The organism is Flavobacterium swingsii, from assembly GCF_900111965.1.
Lineage (GTDB): Bacteria > Bacteroidota > Bacteroidia > Flavobacteriales > Flavobacteriaceae > Flavobacterium > Flavobacterium swingsii.
In genome coordinates this window covers 187915-204048 of record NZ_FOJT01000006.1, presented here as the reverse complement: position 1 = coordinate 204048, position 16134 = coordinate 187915, and the positions used below count along the sequence as shown (strand labels likewise).

Genomic DNA, 16134 nt, shown 5'->3' with positions numbered 1-16134 from the left:
GGCATGAAAAAAATTTTAATTGTTGATGATGAACCAAACATTGTAATGGCTCTTGAATATACATTCAAAAAAAATAATTATCAAGTATTTATTGCACGTGACGGACAAGAAGCTTTAGATATTCTAAAAACAAATTATCCAGATGTTATTATTTTGGATATTATGATGCCAATGGTTGATGGTTACGCTACCTTAGAACAAATTAAAAAAGAGGATAATCTGAAACATACCAAAGTCATTTTTCTTTCGGCCAAAAATAAAGAAAGTGATATAGCAAAAGGATTGTCGCTTGGTGCTAATGCTTATATGACAAAACCTTTCTCTATAAAAAAAATTGTAGATCAAGTAAGTGAGCTTTTAGAAAACTGATTCAATAAATATAGACATCATAATAACAATGATTTATAAAGAATTTTACAATCAAAGTATTCAATCTCCTGAAGCCTTTTGGGAAGATCAAGCAAATCAAATCGAATGGTATAGTAAGCCATCAATCATTTTATCAAAAGATGAAAATAATTATCCTCTTTGGTTTAAAGATGGAGAATTAAATATTTGCTATCTAACTTTAGATAAACATATTCAAGACGGTTATGGAGATAATATTGCCATAATTTACGATTCACCCGTAACACAAACTATAAAGAAATATACCTTTAATGATGTAAAAACTGAAGTAGCTAAATTAGCAGGAGGAATGATTTCATTGGGATTTAAAAAAGGGGATACAGCGGTAATTTATATGCCAATGATTCCGCAAGCAGCATTTGCTATATTGGCATGTGCCAGAATTGGAGTAACACATTCGGTAGTTTTTGGTGGTTTTGCACCACACGAATTAGCTGTTAGAATAGATGATTGTAAACCAAAAGGTATTATTACTGCTTCATCAGGAATAGAAGTAGATAGATTAATAGCCTATAAACCACTGGTTGATGAAGCTATAGAATTGTCGTCACATAAACCCAAAAAAGTTATCGTTTTCAATAGAAAATTAGGAGCTAGAGTTCCTTTCAAAAAATATGATGTAGATTATGATGCACTGGTTTATGGTTCTGAAGAGACACCATGTGTTCCCGTAAATGCAACTCATCCATTATATGTTTTGTATACATCTGGCACCACAGGAAAACCCAAAGGAATTGTCAGAGATACAGGAGGTTATGCTACTGCACTTAAATTTTCAATGCAATATATTTATGGAGCGAAACCAGATGAGGTTTTTTGGGCTGCATCAGATGTAGGCTGGGTTGTAGGTCATAGTTTTATTATTTATGGTCCATTAATCAACAGAAATGCGACTATTATTTTTGAAGGAAAACCAATTAAAACACCAGATGCATCTACTTTTTGGAGAATTATTGCAGAACATAAAGTAAAAGTAATGTTTACCGCTCCAACAGCAATTAGAGCGATCAAAAAAGAAGATCCAAATGGTGCCTTTATCAAGCAATATGATTTATCATGTCTTCGTACTCAGTTTTTAGCTGGAGAACGTTGTGATGTAGCTACTTTAGAATGGTATAACGAACACATTCCTGTTCCGGCAATAGACCATTGGTGGCAAACCGAATCAGGGTGGCCCATGATTGCTAATATGATGGGGGTGGAGTTTTTACCTGTAAAACCTGGTTCAGCCGGAAAAGCAGTTGCAGGTTATGACATTCGAATCTTTGGAGAAAATGGGCAAGAATTAGGTCCAAATCAAGAAGGATATGTTGTTATTAAATTGCCGTTACCTCCTGGAACAATGCTTGATTTATGGGGTGATACCGAACGTTTTAAAATGGGGTATTTGAATAAATTTCCGGGTTATTATTTTTCTGGCGATGGTGGTTTTAAAGACGATGAGGATTATATATTTATTACAGGTAGAGTTGATGATGTTATTAATGTTGCAGGACATCGGTTATCTACCGCCGAGATGGAAGAAATAGTTTCTTCTCATCATTCGGTTGCTGAATGTGCGGTTATTGGAATTAATGATGATCTAAAAGGACAAATTCCATTAGCATTAGTAGTTAATAAATCAGGTGAATCGATCCAACATTTTCAATTAGAACAAGAGATTGTAAAATTGGTAAGACAACAAATAGGAGCTGTTGCTTCATTGCGAGATGTAGTTATTGTAGATCATTTACCTAAAACACGTTCTGGAAAAATTCTTCGAAAATTAATGAGAAGTATAGCAGATGGAGAAAATTTTCAAACACCATCAACCATCGATGATGAAAAGATTATAGATGAAATTAGAGATGTTTTAAAAAAATATGAAATTGGTGTTTATAACAAAAAAAAGAATTAATAAAAAATAAGAATAGTTATGAGTTATTATAAAATACAAAACCTAGAACAATACTTCAAACATTACAATAAATCTATTCGTGAACCAAGAAAATTTTGGGGTAAAATTGCTTCCGAAAACTTTACTTGGTACCAAGAATGCGAAAAAGTAGTAGAATTTGATATGGCCGAAGCCAAAATCGAATGGTTTAAAGGAGCAAAAGTAAACATCGTAAAAAACTGTATAGACAGACATTTAGCTCGTCGTGGTGAAAAAACAGCAATTATTTTCGAACCGAATAATCCAAACGAAGAAGCATTGCATATTTCGTATAACGAATTGTATGTACGAGTTTCTAAAATGGCAAATGTGTTGCGAGAACAAGGCATTACAAAAGGCGATAGAGTTTGTATTTATTTGCCTATGATTCCAGAATTAGCCATTGCAACATTAGCTTGTGCCAGAATTGGAGCCATACATTCTGTAGTATTTGCGGGATTTTCTGCTTCAGCAGTAGCCTCAAGAATAAATGATTCCGAATGTAAAATGGTCATTACTTCCGATGGAGGTTTCCGTGGCGAAAAAACTATCGATTTGAAAGGAATTATCGATGAAGCCTTGGAAAAATGTCCTTGTGTAGCTAAAGTTTTGGTGGCAAAAAGAACCAATACTTCCGTGAAAATGAAAGAAGGTCGTGATATTTGGTTACAACCACTTTTAGACGAAGCGCTCGATAATAATGTTGCCGAAATTATGGATGCTGAAGATCCGTTATTCATACTTTATACTTCGGGATCGACAGGAAAACCTAAAGGAATGGTGCATACAACGGCTGGATATATGGTTTATTCTGCTTATACTTTCAAGAATGTTTTTAATTACGAAGACAATGATGTTTTTTGGTGTACAGCCGATATTGGTTGGATAACTGGTCATTCATATATACTTTACGGACCTTTATTAAATGGAGCTACGACCGTAATTTTTGAAGGAGTTCCATCTTATCCAGATTTTTCTCGTTTTTGGGAAGTGATTGAAAAACATAAAGTAACTCAGTTTTATACGGCACCAACTGCCATTCGTGCTTTGGCAAAAGAGAATTTGTCTTATGTGCAAAAATATCCATTAAAATCATTAAAAGTCATTGGTTCTGTTGGTGAACCTATTAATGAAGAAGCTTGGCATTGGTACAACGATCACGTAGGAGGGAAGCGTTGCCCAGTGGTAGATACTTGGTGGCAAACCGAAACTGGTGGTATTATGATTTCGCCAATAGCCTTTGTAACCCCAACAAAACCAACCTATGCATCGTTACCATTACCAGGAATTCAACCCGTTTTGATGGACGAAAAACGCAACGAAATTGAAGGAAATCAAGTGACAGGAAGTTTGTGTATTAAGTTTCCGTGGCCAGGAATTGCAAGAACCATTTGGGGAGATCATCAGCGGTATAAAGAAACTTATTTTTCTGCTTTTCCGGGAAAATATTTTACTGGCGACGGCGCTTTACGTGACGAAGTGGGGTATTATAGAATTACAGGTAGAGTAGATGATGTAGTTATTGTTTCTGGACATAATTTAGGAACTGCACCAATAGAAGATGCTATAAATGAACATCCTGCTGTTGCAGAATCTGCTATTGTTGGTTTTCCTCATGATATAAAAGGAAATGCGTTATATGGTTTTGTAATTCTAAAAGAAAGCGGAGAAACGCGTGACAAAACGAATCTTGCCAAAGAAATAAACCAACACGTTTCCGACCATATTGGACCTATTGCTAAGTTAGATAAAATTCAGTTTGTTTCTGGTTTACCTAAAACTCGTTCTGGAAAAATTATGCGCCGCATTTTACGCAAAATTGCTGAAGGTGATTTTTCTAATTTTGGTGATATCACTACTTTATTAAATCCTGAAATTGTTGATGAGATAAAAGATGGGAAGTTGTAGTTTTTTATGATAGATTTCTATTTGTAAAAAACTCTTGTTGGTAAAAAAGTCTGATTGTCAAATCTACAATAACAAAAAAATATTGTTATGTGGCGTTTTTATTCTAAATCAGAAAATTTGAGTTTTGCTAGATCTAAAATTAGATTTACAGCATTTAAATAATCACTCCAAGCAGTTTTTTCATCTTCAATATTCAAACAATATATTGAGTAATTTACTGTGTTTCCAGCAATTATTGAGGTTGAAAATTCAATTTCAGTCCTGCCTCCATCTAAACAATTTCTAACTTCTTGTACAACGGCAATAGGAGAAATTTTAGAAACCGCATTAATCAAATCTGAGGCTTTTTCATTGCTCACAGAATATTTATTTTTCGATTTATATGTTATAACATCAATATAAAATTTATCATAAAAATCTTTAAAGAAATATATTTCAACTCCACTATTTATAACCACTGAATTGTTATGCCTAAAAATAATACGATGGATATTATTATTTGTCTGCGAGTAAATACTGACAGAGAGAAAAAATAATATTAATGTTAAAAATAATTTCATATAAATTTAAGGTTTTTAAATATTGCACTTATTTACTCCATTTTCAATCTACTTTTCAATTTCAAAAACAACATAGCGATTGAAAATGAGATATTTGCAGAGGTTGCAATATGTGGAGAATCTATTTTATAAAGAGATAATAATTCTACTAATGAAAATTGTTTCGAATTTTGGTCGATAATTTTGCTATGCATGACTTCGACATCAAATAAATCATTTTTTAGACGACCACTTTGAATTTTAGACAAATATTCATTAATAATTTCAATATCATAATGAATACGATGCCCTACCAGAGTTGCATTTCCTATAAAATTTATTAAAGCTTCTATAGCCTGAACTTCTTGGTAACTTAAATCTTTACCCTCTAAAATGTCGGCTTTATTTAGTTCGATTTCCAGACAGTTTTCTATACGAATCTGATTATTTTCGATAGCAATGGCTCCAATAGATATAATTCTATCTTTAACAGAATTTATTCCCGTTGTTTCTAGATACAACGCTACTTTTCTTGCAGTTGGAGTTTCAAACTGAAGAACGTAATTTTTCCAGAATTCGGGGTAATCTTTACCTATGTTTTTTAACCAATCGAGCATATTACGAAAATTGTGTTAGTTGAAAAGTATCTTTTACGATTTCTTCTAAATCTTTTAAAACGTGTAAAGATTCTTTTAGTTTTTCTTTGTCCGATTTAGATATTTTTTCTAAATCGATATATTCTCCAGAATTATCATTTTTAAGTCCTTCAAGGGTTCTATATCTGGATAAAAGCAAGAAAGTATCGGCGGCATTCAAATAAATTTCAGTATTTGAAGTATCCTTAATCGCTAATTCTTTGTATCTCGAAAATGTATTATTAATCCCTCTTAAACCATGATGAATAGCTAGTAAACGAGCAATATCAACCAATTGATTTATTGCTTTCGATTTGATATTAAATTTGTCTTTATGCTGACCATCTTCTTCCTCATTAAACTTTTTGAAGAAATTAAGTGGTGCTGGCTTTTTTAGTGCATCATTACCCAAATAATCGAAAAACAAGGCTTTGTTTTTAGCTTTAAATATGGTTTCGGTTATACTATTTTCTAAATTTTGGTCACCAAAAACAAATTCATAATCAAAAAATATAGAACAATGTTCGTTTGTAAATTCACCTGGAGTATTAATCCAGCTTTCGTATTGTTTTTCCCATTCAGTCAATGACTTAGAATAATTTTGGTTGTTTGCATTGTGTCCAAATTCACAATGTTTAAACCCAACTTTTTCTAAAATCTCATTTACTTTTTTCGTCAATTGGTTAAAATAATCTTTCACACCACGAACTTGCTGAATATCGACATCATTAAATATTAAAAAATTGTCATGATCCGTCAATAATAATTGTTCTTTTCGCCCTTGGCTTCCTATGCTTAAGAACGCAAATGGGACAGGAGGGGAGCCTAATTCTAAAATACTCATTTCGATGGCTCTTCGAATAATTGCCAATGTAATTTCGCCAGAAACATTGAAAATATGTTGCAAAGGAATATTTTTGGTTACCGCTTGCTGTATGATATTTGCAAGAGAATTTCGTGTCGATTTTAATTCAGAAGGATTTGTAGAACGTTTTATTTCTTTGATTAAAACCCCTGGAGAATTGGCTTGAGCCTGAACCAAATCGTTTTGAGTAATAACTCCTTTTACATCAGTATAAATCGTACCATCGATAGTGACGCATAAATGATGTACTTTATGTGAAAGCATAACCAATTGGGCTTCTGCTAGCGAAATATTTTCTGAAACAGTAATAACTGCATGGGTCATTATCTTGTCGATATGCGACTGAATTGCTTGCTTTCCTGTAGCTACTTTTCCTCTAAAATCAGCGTCGGTGACAATACCTACTAATTTATTGTCATTGTTTACAAATACCGAATCTAATAAGTTATCAGCCATTAGCGTTGCAACTTCACGAATCGTTTGATCGTAGTTTACAACCAATGGTTTTTTATTATACGTTAATGCTTGGAAAAATGAAAAATCATTCTGAAATTCAGATAATTGCACAGAATCTGAAATTAATTTATTATTGTTTTTATCTGCTGAATTGTTAGAGTTTTGAGCAAAACTTTCTAATAAAAAGTGTAAAACTTCGGTATTTTGAACCACGAATGGTTTGAAACTTTCGATAGGAATAGCGTATAAAATGGCTTCTTCGTTAGTTTTTGCAGTCATTTGGTAATTATTCTTTGCGAAAAATGGACGCAAACCAAAAACATCGCCAGAATAACATTTGTTAAGTAAAGTTTCTTCGGCATCAGAAATTACTGATAAATGTATGACACCAGAATTCATGACATAAAATACGTCATGCAAAGTATCATTGATTTGAAAAAGCTTTTGATTTTTTTCTAAATGAATTACACGAATCGTTTTAGAAATACTTTTTAAGTCCTCAAAACTTAAAAAACTAAAAGGCTTATAATCTTTTAGAAAATTGGCAACACTTTCTGCAATTGAATTCTTCATAATAGGATAGATTACTATGTTGTAAATTTATGATAAATTTGCAAAGAAAAAAGCCTTATTTGCAATATTCTATTTTACATAATATAAATTATAGTTCACATAGATTACATATTCAAAATGGGTGATTTTTAGGCTTTATTTCATTTTTTGCCTTTTTACAACTGGCGTTGTATCCGGTTTATTTTGCAAAAAATAATTAGCCATTAATTTTTCAATCAATTCATCTTTAGTTAGATGATGAAAAACGGTTTTTATTTTATCTTTCAAATCACTTGATAATTCATGATTTGGTTTGGTTTTGAAGATTTGTTTTGCCCACAAATACGCATTATTTTCTTCGATGCTTTCTGCATTTGGTTTTTGAAATTTTTTGAATTTAATTCCCAATGCTTTTTCAAAATCGGCAATTTCTGCGATTTCTTCTTGTTGCAAAATGGTTAATGAAAATCCGTCAGCACCAGCTCTTGCAGTACGTCCGCTACGGTGAACATACGTTTCATGAACATCTGGCAAATGATAATTTACAACATAAGAAATTTCCTTTACATCGATTCCACGAGCTGCTAAATCCGTAGCAACTAATATGTTAATATGTCCAGCACGAAACTGATCCATGATTCTATCACGGATTGGTTGTGTTAAACTTCCGTGGATTGCTCCAGATGAAAAACGATTGATCGCTAAATTCTTAGCTAATTTGTTGACTGCAGCCTTAGTTTTACAGAAAATAATTCCTCTTTGTCCTTCTTTTGAAGTTAGAAAATGCATTAAAACTTCTAATTTTTCAATTGGATCAACTACAATATATTCGTGATTGATGCTCGAATTCCCAACAATTTCCATGCTAGCACTAACTTGTGTCACTTTTTTTGACATATAGTTTTGTACCAATTGCTTTACAGTTCCTGGCATAGTTGCCGAGAATAACCAAGTTTTGCGGTTTTTAGGTAAATCGATGGCAATTTCGTCTAATCCCTCTTTGAGTGCAGTTGCCATTTCGTCGGCTTCATCAAGGATTAAATACTTAATTTCTTTGATGTTTATGGCACCTCTTTTTATTAAATCTATCAGTCTTCCTGGTGTTGCTACAACAATATGAGTGGTTTGTTGCAAACGTTCTATTTGAGGTTTTATTGGGATTCCGCCACAAACAGAAGCTATAGAAACTTCTGGTAAATATTTAGAAAAAACTTCTAAATTAGCAAATATCTGGTTTCCTAATTCTCTGGTTGGAACTAATATTACGGCTTGTATTTTGTTATTATTTGTGTCAACTAATTGCAGTAAAGGCAATCCAAAAGCAGCTGTTTTTCCTGTTCCTGTTTTAGCTAATCCAATAAAATCGTCTTGACTGGAAAGTAAAACTGATATCGATTTTTCCTGAATTTCTGTAGGAACAGAAATTTTAAGATCGATTAAAGCTTTTATAATTGGTTCTGATATTCCTAAATTGGCGAATTGTTTTGACATATTTTTATGCTTTAAGCTTAAAGCTATAAGCCGTAAGCAAGTGTTGAATTATTTTTGCCTAAAGCATATTGCTTAAAGCTTACTGCACTTAATCTTCTTGTGCAAATAATTTTTCTCTGTATTTTTTTCCTACTAAAAGTAATAATTTTACCTTATAATCTTCGACCAACCATTCTCGGTAGTTTTTGCTACATTGGCTGAGACATTTGGTGTAACGTTTCATGCGACATTCGATATCATCGTATAATTCTTTCGATAAATTCTTAGCATCTATAAGCTCCTCAGTGTTATCGACACACATTTCTGCGTGTTGTTCGAGCGATTTTTCGAGTACTACTTTCGAACGTAAATTTAAAGAAATGGCTAGTTTGTGTTCTGCATCGACATCGAAAGTTACGATATCTGTTTTACTAAACTTTGCACGCAATTCTGGTGGCATTTGGTATTTGAAATACAATTCGATTTCGGCATCTTCACGTAAATTATCTAGATAATATTCGGGAGATTTGAAAATATGTTGCCAATCGACAGGTTCGCTCCACAATCCGAAACGTGCAGCATTGTTACCTAAATCGATAATTGTAAACTCGTTTTTGTTGGGCAATTTTCGAGAACCACGACCAATCATTTGGTAATATAATGTTAGTGATTTTGTGGCACGATTTATAATAATTGTCTCGACAGTTGGCTCATCAAAACCTGTGGTAAGGATTCCTACCGAGGTTAAAATGGCGTCTGGTGTGTGTTTGAACCAAGTTAAAATATCTTTTCTGTCTTCGGCAGAAGTCGTGTTATCTAAGTGTTTTATAGGATAATTAGCTTCTTTAAAAGTTTCGTAAACGTATAACGATGTGTTTATTCCGTTATTGAAAATTAAGGTTTTCTTGCCTTTAGATTTTTCCTCGTACGAATGCAATAATTTATTTTGCATATCGAGTTGCGAGTACAATTCGTCTGAAGATTTGATAGTATAATCGCCATTTATTCCGACTTTCAAACTAGATAATCCTACGTCGTAGCTGTAAGTATTGGCTTTTGCCAAAAATCCGTTTTCGATTAGTTTATTTATTGGATCACCAACTATCAGTTCTTTGTAGTTTTCATACATTGGTAACTTAACATTCGAGCTTAAAGGCGTCGCTGTAACTCCTAAAATAAAGGCATTTTTGAACGAACCTAACAGTTTTCTGAACGAATTATAATGGGCTTCATCAATAATTACTAAACCAATATTGTCTATTAGCAATTTCTCGTCGTTTAGTCTGTTTTTTAAAGTTTCAACCATCGCAACAAAGCACGAATACTCGTCTTGGTCTGGTAATTCTTTAATTTTAGAGTTGATGATTTTGTTTTTTACATCAAAACCTTTCAACATTTTTGAAGTTTGTTTGCAAAGCTCTATTCGGTGAGTAAGAACGACTACTTTTTTGTCATAAAGTTCTAAATAACGACGAACAATTTCCGAAAAAATTACAGTCTTTCCTCCTCCTGTTGGCAGTTGATACAACAAGTGGTAGTTGTTGCCCACATTGTTCATTTTGCTAAAAATGGCATCAATGTCGCGAGATTGATAATCGTATAATACTTTTTTCTCTTCTACTTCAATTTCTAGGTCGTTGTACGGCATACTTTAGGGTCAATTTTTGCAAAAGTACGCCATAAAAAGGGTTATTTGGTCATTTTAATCAAAAAATGAATAAAAAAAGTTTAATCTAACCAAAGGAATATCATAAATAAAGTTTTTTGCCACAGATTAAAAAGATTAAAAGTTTTTTTTTGGTATGAAAAATAAAGAAATCTGTGAAAATCCTTTTAATCTGTGGCTTTTAAATTTGATGTTTTTTACAACTCATAGCTTAAAATTAATATTCAAATCTTTCTACAATGGCATTAAATTCATAATGATTGCCCCAATTTTGATCTAGTGTTTCGTTTTTTATTGCCACTACTCTACTTTGAAAATCACTTAAAATTCCTTTTTCTATTAGGAAGCTAATGGCTTGACTGAAAGAGGTTAACATGCTTTTGTAAAACAATTCGGCTTTTATTTCTTTTTCTGATGATAGTGTTTGGGCGATTTCGATGTTGTATAACATTAAATCGGAAATGATAAAAGGATCTACGCCAAGTAAAATAAACTGTTTGATGAATTTTTGTGCAACCGAACGTCGCATTTTTGGTTTTTTGCCTCGAATTGGGAAATATTCGTTCGAAATTTTGAGTTTTGCTTCTTTGACCAAATTATTTTCATTTGGATTAAAAACAAAATTATAATACGTTTTTACAGGAACAAACTTGTCATATAACTCGATTATTTGTTCTTGAAGTTGCTCTTTGTTTAGCTCTGAAAGATATTTTTTTAAATCTCGTTTGCTCATTATTCGAATTTATACTGCAAATGTATAATTACTTTAGGTTTGGATACTTATATTATCGATGATAATTCATAATTTTACGGTCAAATTAAAATCTAAATCTAAAAATGCTAAAAATTTTCAAATATCTTGCCCTTACAGAAGGAATTTCTGCTTTATTATTGTTCTTTTTTGCGATGCCAATGAAATATATTTTTGACAATCCAATTTATGTAAAACACATAGGAATGGCGCATGGAATTTTATTTACAGCATATATTATTATTGCAACAATATTAAAATTTTCTCATAAATGGGAAATTAAAAAGTATATCGAAATTTGTCTGGCTTCTATTCCTCCTTTTGGCACATTTTATATCGAAAAAAAATATTTGAAAAATGCTTAAATTGACTGAGAAAATATTTGGTTGGTGTGATAAACTTTTAATAAAATTTGGTTTCAACGAAACCATTGCATCATATTTAGGCTTAATCATTAATTTGGTTATTCTTTTTGCTATTTCGTACGTTTTATATATGATTTTCAGGTTTATTTTGGTTACAATTATGGCAATTGTAGCAAAAAAAACCAAGACAAAGTTTGATGATTTATTAGTTTCAAACCAAACCGCAAAATATATTTCGCATCTTATTCCGCTAATATATATTTACAAATCGGTTCCAATTATTTTAGAAAATTTTAATTCTTGGGAATCTATTTTCGGGAAATTAGTCGGAATTTATATCATTTTATTGGTTTTATGGATCATTAGAACCGTTTTCAATGCACTTCGTGATCATCTAAAAACAATTCCAGCTTATAGCGACAAACCTATAGATAGTTACATTCAGGTTATTATGATTGTCCTTTGGATGATAGGTTTTACAGCTATTTCATCTAAATTATTTGAAATAGAAATTAGAGATCTTCTAACCACTTTTGGAGCAATTTCGGCCATTATTTTATTAATATTTAGAGATACCATTTTAGGTTTTGTTGCCAGTATTCAGGTTTCGGTAAACGATATGGTTCGTATTGGCGATTGGATTACGATGGATAAATTTGGTGCCGATGGTGATGTTATCGAAATAAATCTAGCAACAGTTAAAGTTCGAAATTTTGATAATACAACCACTACAATTCCCACTTATAGCTTAATTTCTGATAGTTTCAGAAACTGGCGTGGTATGCTAAATGCCGATGGAAGAAGGATAAAACGTCATATTCTGATAAAATCTAGTAGCATTCGTTTTGTTAAAGAAGATGAATTGGAAGATTTTAAACAAATACAACTCATAAAAACCTATATCGAAAAAAAACAAGCCGATATAAACAAATACAATTCACAATATAATGTTGACAAATCGCTATCGGTAAACGGTAGGAATTTGACGAATTTTGGGCTTTTTAGAAAATATTTGACGAATTATCTAGAAAATTATCCAAGTCTGAATAAAGATATGATTTTGCTTTGCAGACATTTACAACCAACTTCGCAAGGGATTCCGTTAGAAATTTATGCTTTTACGAGCGACAAACGCTTTGAAAATTACGAGTATATTATGAGCGATATTTTCGATCATATATTAGCCTCAGTAGTTTATTTCGATTTAGAAATTTTCGAAATGCCTTCTGGAAAGAATAGTTTTACGGAAGCTTAGAATTTTACCGCAGATTCACAGATTAATATGTTAACGGTAATTTTAATCAACATTCAGATGAAAAAGATAATAACAATAATATTTCTATTTAATTTTCTAATTTGCTTCTCACAAAAAAAAGAGTTCGCAAATCAAGGGGAACAGGAAAATTATTGGGCTGAGCAATTATTCAAAAAAGAATATAAAAAACAAGACTTTGAAAAATTCAAAGGCAAAATTGAAATTTTAAATAATAATCAAATCAAATTTGATAACAAGATTTTAAATATTCACTGCCCAAAAATATACTTGCCAATTTTCTCTACAGGAATTTTCTTTCCTCAAATAATAATTGGAAATACCGAAAATAACAAAGTACTAACTGATGAAGATGTTGCAAAATTAAATCCAGAAGAAAGATTTCGATACAACTTAAATCGAAATGATTCATTTAGTATTTCAGAATTAGAAGAATTAATCTTTCTGAGTAATTCACCAAAAATAAAAAGATTTAGATTCTGGAGCTTCAGGCATGGTTTTGCGAATCCTCAAGTTTATTTTTTTGAATTAATAAATGAAAAGGCTGATAACAAAACTTCAATAGAAAAATTTATTAAAAATGCTAAATTGACTTACTTCAAAGCTGGTCATATGGTAATTTAAAAAAAACTTCTACAAACAGTAATTTTACAAAATTACTACACTATTTAATCCTATTCCTCACAAATTCTATTTCTGTTTTTCCGTGTGCTTTTGGTTTACCATTATCTCCTAAACTTACCATTGTTATCGAATCGATTGTGATAATCGTTTCACGAGTCATAATGTTTCTGGCCTCACATTTTAGTGTCAATGAGGAATTTCCAAACTTAACCACATCAATTCCAATTTCGATAATATCTCCTTGTTTTGCGGAGCTTATAAAGTTAATTTCCGACATGTGTTTGGTCACAATTCTAGGATTTTCGAGCTGCACGATTGAATATAAAGCTAATTCTTCGTCTATCCAAGCCAATAATTGTCCGCCAAAAAGTGTGTGATTTGGATTTAAATCTTGTGGTTTTACCCATTTTCTTGTATGAAATCTCATATTTTAAATATTTTAAAAGCTTTTTCTATAATTTCTTGATGATCGAAGGCTAAATTTGGCAATTCATTTATAGGAAACCAAGCCACTTCCTTAGCATCGTCTGAAGCAATTGCTATGGTATTTTCTGGAACTTCTCCGAAATAAGCCACCGAAATCATGTGTCCTCTAGGATCACGAAATGGTTTACCAAAAACACCAAATTGTTGTAACGAATCGATTTTTACCTGAGTTTCTTCTTCTAATTCTCGTTTTGCAGCTACTTCTAAATCCTCATTTTCATCTACAAAACCACCAGGCAAAGCCCAACAATCTTTATATGGTTCGTTCTTTCTTTTTATTAAAAGTAATTGATTAACAGCCGTTTTTTTGACAACAACAGCATCTACCGTGACGAATATTTTTGAAGTTCTCATAATTATGTTTTCAACACTAAATTACTAATAACTTTTAAATTTTAATCCTAAATAAGCAGCTATATTTCTTAATTTTAAAAGAAAAACAAATGGAAAATCGTGATACAGCAATTTTTGATTTAAGAGGTGGTGTTTTAGGAACTGTAACGCCACAATCATCGGAAGAAGAAGCTTTTCAGAACATTACTTTACGACCTATTTTGAAGTTGCAAAATGATTTACTTATTCAAGTTTTTATCAATTATGCTCAGAAGCAAAAGAGTGTTTTCTTTGCATTAACACCCGAAAAAAAACAAAACTATATTGAAAACGTAATTCAAAAAGATATAAAATTTAGAAACTCGCTAAAAGGTATGATTATTGGTTTTTTTACTGTAAATGAATATCAAAATTATATAAAAAACTCATCAAACTTAAACAAAAGAATGATGAATTTATTAATAGAACGACTAAAAAGTCAGTTGCACTTATTGGAAGAATAACGCTAAAAAATTATTTATTTCTAGATTCTAAAACATTGACAACATCTTGTAATTTAAAGCCTTTAGCTTGCAGTAAAATGAGATAGTGAAAAAGTAAATCAGCACTTTCGCTCACAAATAGAATGTCATTGTTGTCTTTGGCTTCAATGACAACTTCTATTGCCTCCTCTCCTACTTTTTGTGCAATTTTATTAATCCCTTTTTGAAATAAACTGGCTACATAACTTGTAGATGAATTGGCTGTTTCTTTTCTTTCTCTAATAGTTTCTTCAAGTTTTAATAAAAAATTAAGATTTTGATTTTTAGATTCTTGCCAGCAATTATATGAACCTGTATGACAGGTTTTTCCTTCTGGATTTACTTGTACTAAAAAAGTATCATTATCACAATCTAATTTAATATCAACAAGGTTCAAAAAGTTACCACTCTCCTCTCCTTTTGTCCATAATCTATTTTTTGAACGGCTAAAAAAAGTAACTTTTTTTGTTTCTAATGTTTTATTATATGCTTCTTCATTCATGTAACCGAGCATCAAAACTGTTTTAGAACCATTATCTTGAATAATGGCTGGAATTAATCCGTCTGTATTTTTTTGAAAATTTGCTTCCATCTTTATAATCTTATTTGGATATTATTGTTTTTTAGTTCTTTTTTTAAATCTTGAATGCTAATTTCTTGAAAGTGAAAAACACTGGCAGCCAAAGCAGCATCTGCATTTCCTACAAGAAAAGCATCAGTAAAATGTTGAATTGTTCCTGCTCCACCAGAAGCAATGATTGGAATATTTATAGTTTGGGATAATTTAGCTAAAGCTTCATTTGCAAAACCATTTTTAGTCCCGTCATTATCCATCGAGGTAAAAAGAATTTCTCCAGCACCGCGATTTTCGACTTCTTTTGCCCAATCGAACAAATCGATTTCGGTAGCTATTTTTCCGCCCACGAGATGTACTTTCCAATTTCCGTTAATTTGCTTGGCATCGATAGCAACGACAATGCATTGGCTTCCAAAAGCCGAAGCTAAATCATTGATTAATTGTGGGTTCTTAACCGCCGATGAATTAATAGAAACTTTATCGGCTCCATTTTTTAGCAATATTTCGACATCATTTACAGAAGATATTCCACCGCCAACAGTAAACGGAATATTGATGGTTTCGCCTACTTTTCGAACTAGATCTATCAATGTTTTCCGGTCTTCTTCCGTAGCAGAAATATCTAGAAAAACCAATTCGTCTGCTCCTTCGTCGGAGTATTTTTTAGCTAATTCTACTGGATCTCCAGCATCTTTTAAATCTAGAAAATTGACACCTTTTACAGTTCTTCCATTTTTTATATCTAGACAAGGAATTATTCTTTTTGTTAGCATATTTCTTTCTTTTAGAC

General features: G+C 31.7%; 17 protein-coding genes. 7 read left to right on the top strand and 10 right to left on the bottom strand.

The window, feature by feature from the left end:
* Positions 1 to 3: 3 nt before the first annotated feature.
* The 3 genes from BM053_RS11650 to acs are packed head-to-tail and all read left to right on the top strand — an operon-like array spanning position 4 to position 4231.
* Positions 4 to 369, top strand: coding sequence for a response regulator transcription factor (locus tag BM053_RS11650; RefSeq protein ID WP_091477592.1), 366 nt, complete (start codon positions 4 to 6; stop codon positions 367 to 369).
* A 28-nt stretch (positions 370 to 397) separates the two neighbouring features.
* Positions 398 to 2305, top strand: a complete 1908-nt coding sequence (locus tag BM053_RS11645; protein WP_091477590.1) for an acetate--CoA ligase — start codon at positions 398 to 400, stop codon at positions 2303 to 2305.
* An 18-nt stretch (positions 2306 to 2323) separates the two neighbouring features.
* Positions 2324 to 4231 carry an acetate--CoA ligase gene (gene acs / locus BM053_RS11640; RefSeq protein ID WP_091477588.1) on the top strand — a complete coding sequence of 636 codons (1908 nt, stop codon included), beginning with the start codon at positions 2324 to 2326 and terminating at the stop codon, positions 4229 to 4231.
* Positions 4232 to 4329: 98 nt separating this feature from the next.
* Here acs and BM053_RS11635 read toward each other — a convergent pair whose 3' ends face one another.
* From BM053_RS11635 to BM053_RS11610, 6 genes are all read right to left on the bottom strand, one after another.
* Complete coding sequence (locus BM053_RS11635; protein ID WP_143076486.1) at positions 4330 to 4590, bottom strand: hypothetical protein; 261 nt, start codon at positions 4588 to 4590, stop codon at positions 4330 to 4332.
* Positions 4591 to 4823: 233 nt separating this feature from the next.
* On the bottom strand, positions 4824 to 5387 hold the full coding sequence (locus BM053_RS11630) for a 3'-5' exonuclease family protein (protein ID WP_091477584.1): 564 nt from the start codon (positions 5385 to 5387) through the stop codon (positions 4824 to 4826).
* Between the two features lies 1 nt (position 5388).
* On the bottom strand, positions 5389 to 7299 hold the full coding sequence (locus BM053_RS11625; protein ID WP_091477582.1) for a DUF294 nucleotidyltransferase-like domain-containing protein: 1911 nt from the start codon (positions 7297 to 7299) through the stop codon (positions 5389 to 5391).
* A 135-nt stretch (positions 7300 to 7434) separates the two neighbouring features.
* Positions 7435 to 8769 (bottom strand): DEAD/DEAH box helicase, encoded by a 1335-nt coding sequence (locus BM053_RS11620; RefSeq protein ID WP_091477581.1) that lies wholly within the window; start codon positions 8767 to 8769, stop codon positions 7435 to 7437.
* Positions 8770 to 8857: 88 nt separating this feature from the next.
* Positions 8858 to 10396, bottom strand: a complete 1539-nt coding sequence (locus BM053_RS11615; protein WP_091477579.1) for a DEAD/DEAH box helicase — start codon at positions 10394 to 10396, stop codon at positions 8858 to 8860.
* Positions 10397 to 10631: 235 nt separating this feature from the next.
* The gene (locus BM053_RS11610; protein WP_091477578.1) at positions 10632 to 11147 is read right to left on the bottom strand and encodes a DUF6155 family protein; all 516 of its coding nucleotides are present in this window, start codon (positions 11145 to 11147) and stop codon (positions 10632 to 10634) included.
* Positions 11148 to 11251: 104 nt separating this feature from the next.
* Between BM053_RS11610 and BM053_RS11605 the strand changes: the two genes are divergently transcribed.
* Genes BM053_RS11605 through BM053_RS11595 form a run of 3 tightly spaced genes read left to right on the top strand, consistent with a single transcriptional unit; the run spans position 11252 to position 13427 of the window.
* Positions 11252 to 11530 carry a DUF3817 domain-containing protein gene (locus tag BM053_RS11605; RefSeq protein ID WP_091477576.1) on the top strand — a complete coding sequence of 93 codons (279 nt, stop codon included), beginning with the start codon at positions 11252 to 11254 and terminating at the stop codon, positions 11528 to 11530.
* Positions 11523 to 12785, top strand: a complete 1263-nt coding sequence (locus BM053_RS11600) for a mechanosensitive ion channel family protein (protein WP_091477574.1) — start codon at positions 11523 to 11525, stop codon at positions 12783 to 12785. The genes BM053_RS11605 and BM053_RS11600 overlap by 8 nt, the downstream gene beginning before the upstream one ends.
* Positions 12786 to 12842: 57 nt before the next feature.
* Entirely contained in the window at positions 12843 to 13427 is a 585-nt protein-coding gene (locus BM053_RS11595) for a hypothetical protein (protein WP_143076485.1), read from the top strand.
* A gap of 40 nt (positions 13428 to 13467) precedes the next feature.
* On the opposite strand, the gene BM053_RS11590 is transcribed toward BM053_RS11595, so the two are convergent.
* Both BM053_RS11590 and BM053_RS11585 read right to left on the bottom strand, forming a co-directional pair.
* Positions 13468 to 13854, bottom strand: a complete 387-nt coding sequence (locus BM053_RS11590; RefSeq protein ID WP_091477571.1) for an acyl-CoA thioesterase — start codon at positions 13852 to 13854, stop codon at positions 13468 to 13470.
* Positions 13851 to 14267: an NUDIX domain-containing protein gene (locus BM053_RS11585; RefSeq protein ID WP_091477570.1), complete on the bottom strand. Its 417-nt coding sequence runs from the start codon at positions 14265 to 14267 to the stop codon at positions 13851 to 13853. Before BM053_RS11585 ends, BM053_RS11590 begins: the two co-directional genes overlap by 4 nt.
* A gap of 89 nt (positions 14268 to 14356) precedes the next feature.
* On the opposite strand from BM053_RS11585, the gene BM053_RS11580 reads away from it, so the two are divergent.
* Positions 14357 to 14749 (top strand): glyoxalase, encoded by a 393-nt coding sequence (locus BM053_RS11580; protein ID WP_091477568.1) that lies wholly within the window; start codon positions 14357 to 14359, stop codon positions 14747 to 14749.
* A 10-nt stretch (positions 14750 to 14759) separates the two neighbouring features.
* Here the strand turns inward: BM053_RS11580 and hisIE are convergent, their stop codons facing one another.
* Both hisIE and hisF read right to left on the bottom strand, forming a co-directional pair.
* Positions 14760 to 15359 carry a bifunctional phosphoribosyl-AMP cyclohydrolase/phosphoribosyl-ATP diphosphatase HisIE gene (hisIE, locus tag BM053_RS11575; RefSeq protein ID WP_091477566.1) on the bottom strand — a complete coding sequence of 200 codons (600 nt, stop codon included), beginning with the start codon at positions 15357 to 15359 and terminating at the stop codon, positions 14760 to 14762.
* A gap of 2 nt (positions 15360 to 15361) precedes the next feature.
* A complete protein-coding gene (hisF, locus tag BM053_RS11570) occupies positions 15362 to 16117 on the bottom strand; it encodes an imidazole glycerol phosphate synthase subunit HisF (protein WP_091477564.1) in 756 nt (251 codons plus the stop codon).
* Positions 16118 to 16134 lie beyond the last annotated feature (17 nt).

Coding starts and splice junctions, on each gene's coding strand:
- BM053_RS11650 (WP_091477592.1), top strand. CDS start 4: ATGAAAAAAATTTTAATTGTTGATGATGAACCAAACATTGTAATGGCT.
- BM053_RS11645 (WP_091477590.1), top strand. CDS start 398: ATGATTTATAAAGAATTTTACAATCAAAGTATTCAATCTCCTGAAGCC.
- acs (WP_091477588.1), top strand. CDS start 2,324: ATGAGTTATTATAAAATACAAAACCTAGAACAATACTTCAAACATTAC.
- BM053_RS11630 (WP_091477584.1), bottom strand. CDS start 5,387: ATGCTCGATTGGTTAAAAAACATAGGTAAAGATTACCCCGAATTCTGG.
- BM053_RS11625 (WP_091477582.1), bottom strand. CDS start 7,299: ATGAAGAATTCAATTGCAGAAAGTGTTGCCAATTTTCTAAAAGATTAT.
- BM053_RS11620 (WP_091477581.1), bottom strand. CDS start 8,769: ATGTCAAAACAATTCGCCAATTTAGGAATATCAGAACCAATTATAAAA.
- BM053_RS11615 (WP_091477579.1), bottom strand. CDS start 10,396: ATGCCGTACAACGACCTAGAAATTGAAGTAGAAGAGAAAAAAGTATTA.
- BM053_RS11610 (WP_091477578.1), bottom strand. CDS start 11,147: ATGAGCAAACGAGATTTAAAAAAATATCTTTCAGAGCTAAACAAAGAG.
- BM053_RS11605 (WP_091477576.1), top strand. CDS start 11,252: ATGCTAAAAATTTTCAAATATCTTGCCCTTACAGAAGGAATTTCTGCT.
- BM053_RS11600 (WP_091477574.1), top strand. CDS start 11,523: ATGCTTAAATTGACTGAGAAAATATTTGGTTGGTGTGATAAACTTTTA.
- BM053_RS11595 (WP_143076485.1), top strand. CDS start 12,843: ATGAAAAAGATAATAACAATAATATTTCTATTTAATTTTCTAATTTGC.
- BM053_RS11590 (WP_091477571.1), bottom strand. CDS start 13,854: ATGAGATTTCATACAAGAAAATGGGTAAAACCACAAGATTTAAATCCA.
- BM053_RS11585 (WP_091477570.1), bottom strand. CDS start 14,267: ATGAGAACTTCAAAAATATTCGTCACGGTAGATGCTGTTGTTGTCAAA.
- BM053_RS11580 (WP_091477568.1), top strand. CDS start 14,357: ATGGAAAATCGTGATACAGCAATTTTTGATTTAAGAGGTGGTGTTTTA.
- hisIE (WP_091477566.1), bottom strand. CDS start 15,359: ATGGAAGCAAATTTTCAAAAAAATACAGACGGATTAATTCCAGCCATT.
- hisF (WP_091477564.1), bottom strand. CDS start 16,117: ATGCTAACAAAAAGAATAATTCCTTGTCTAGATATAAAAAATGGAAGA.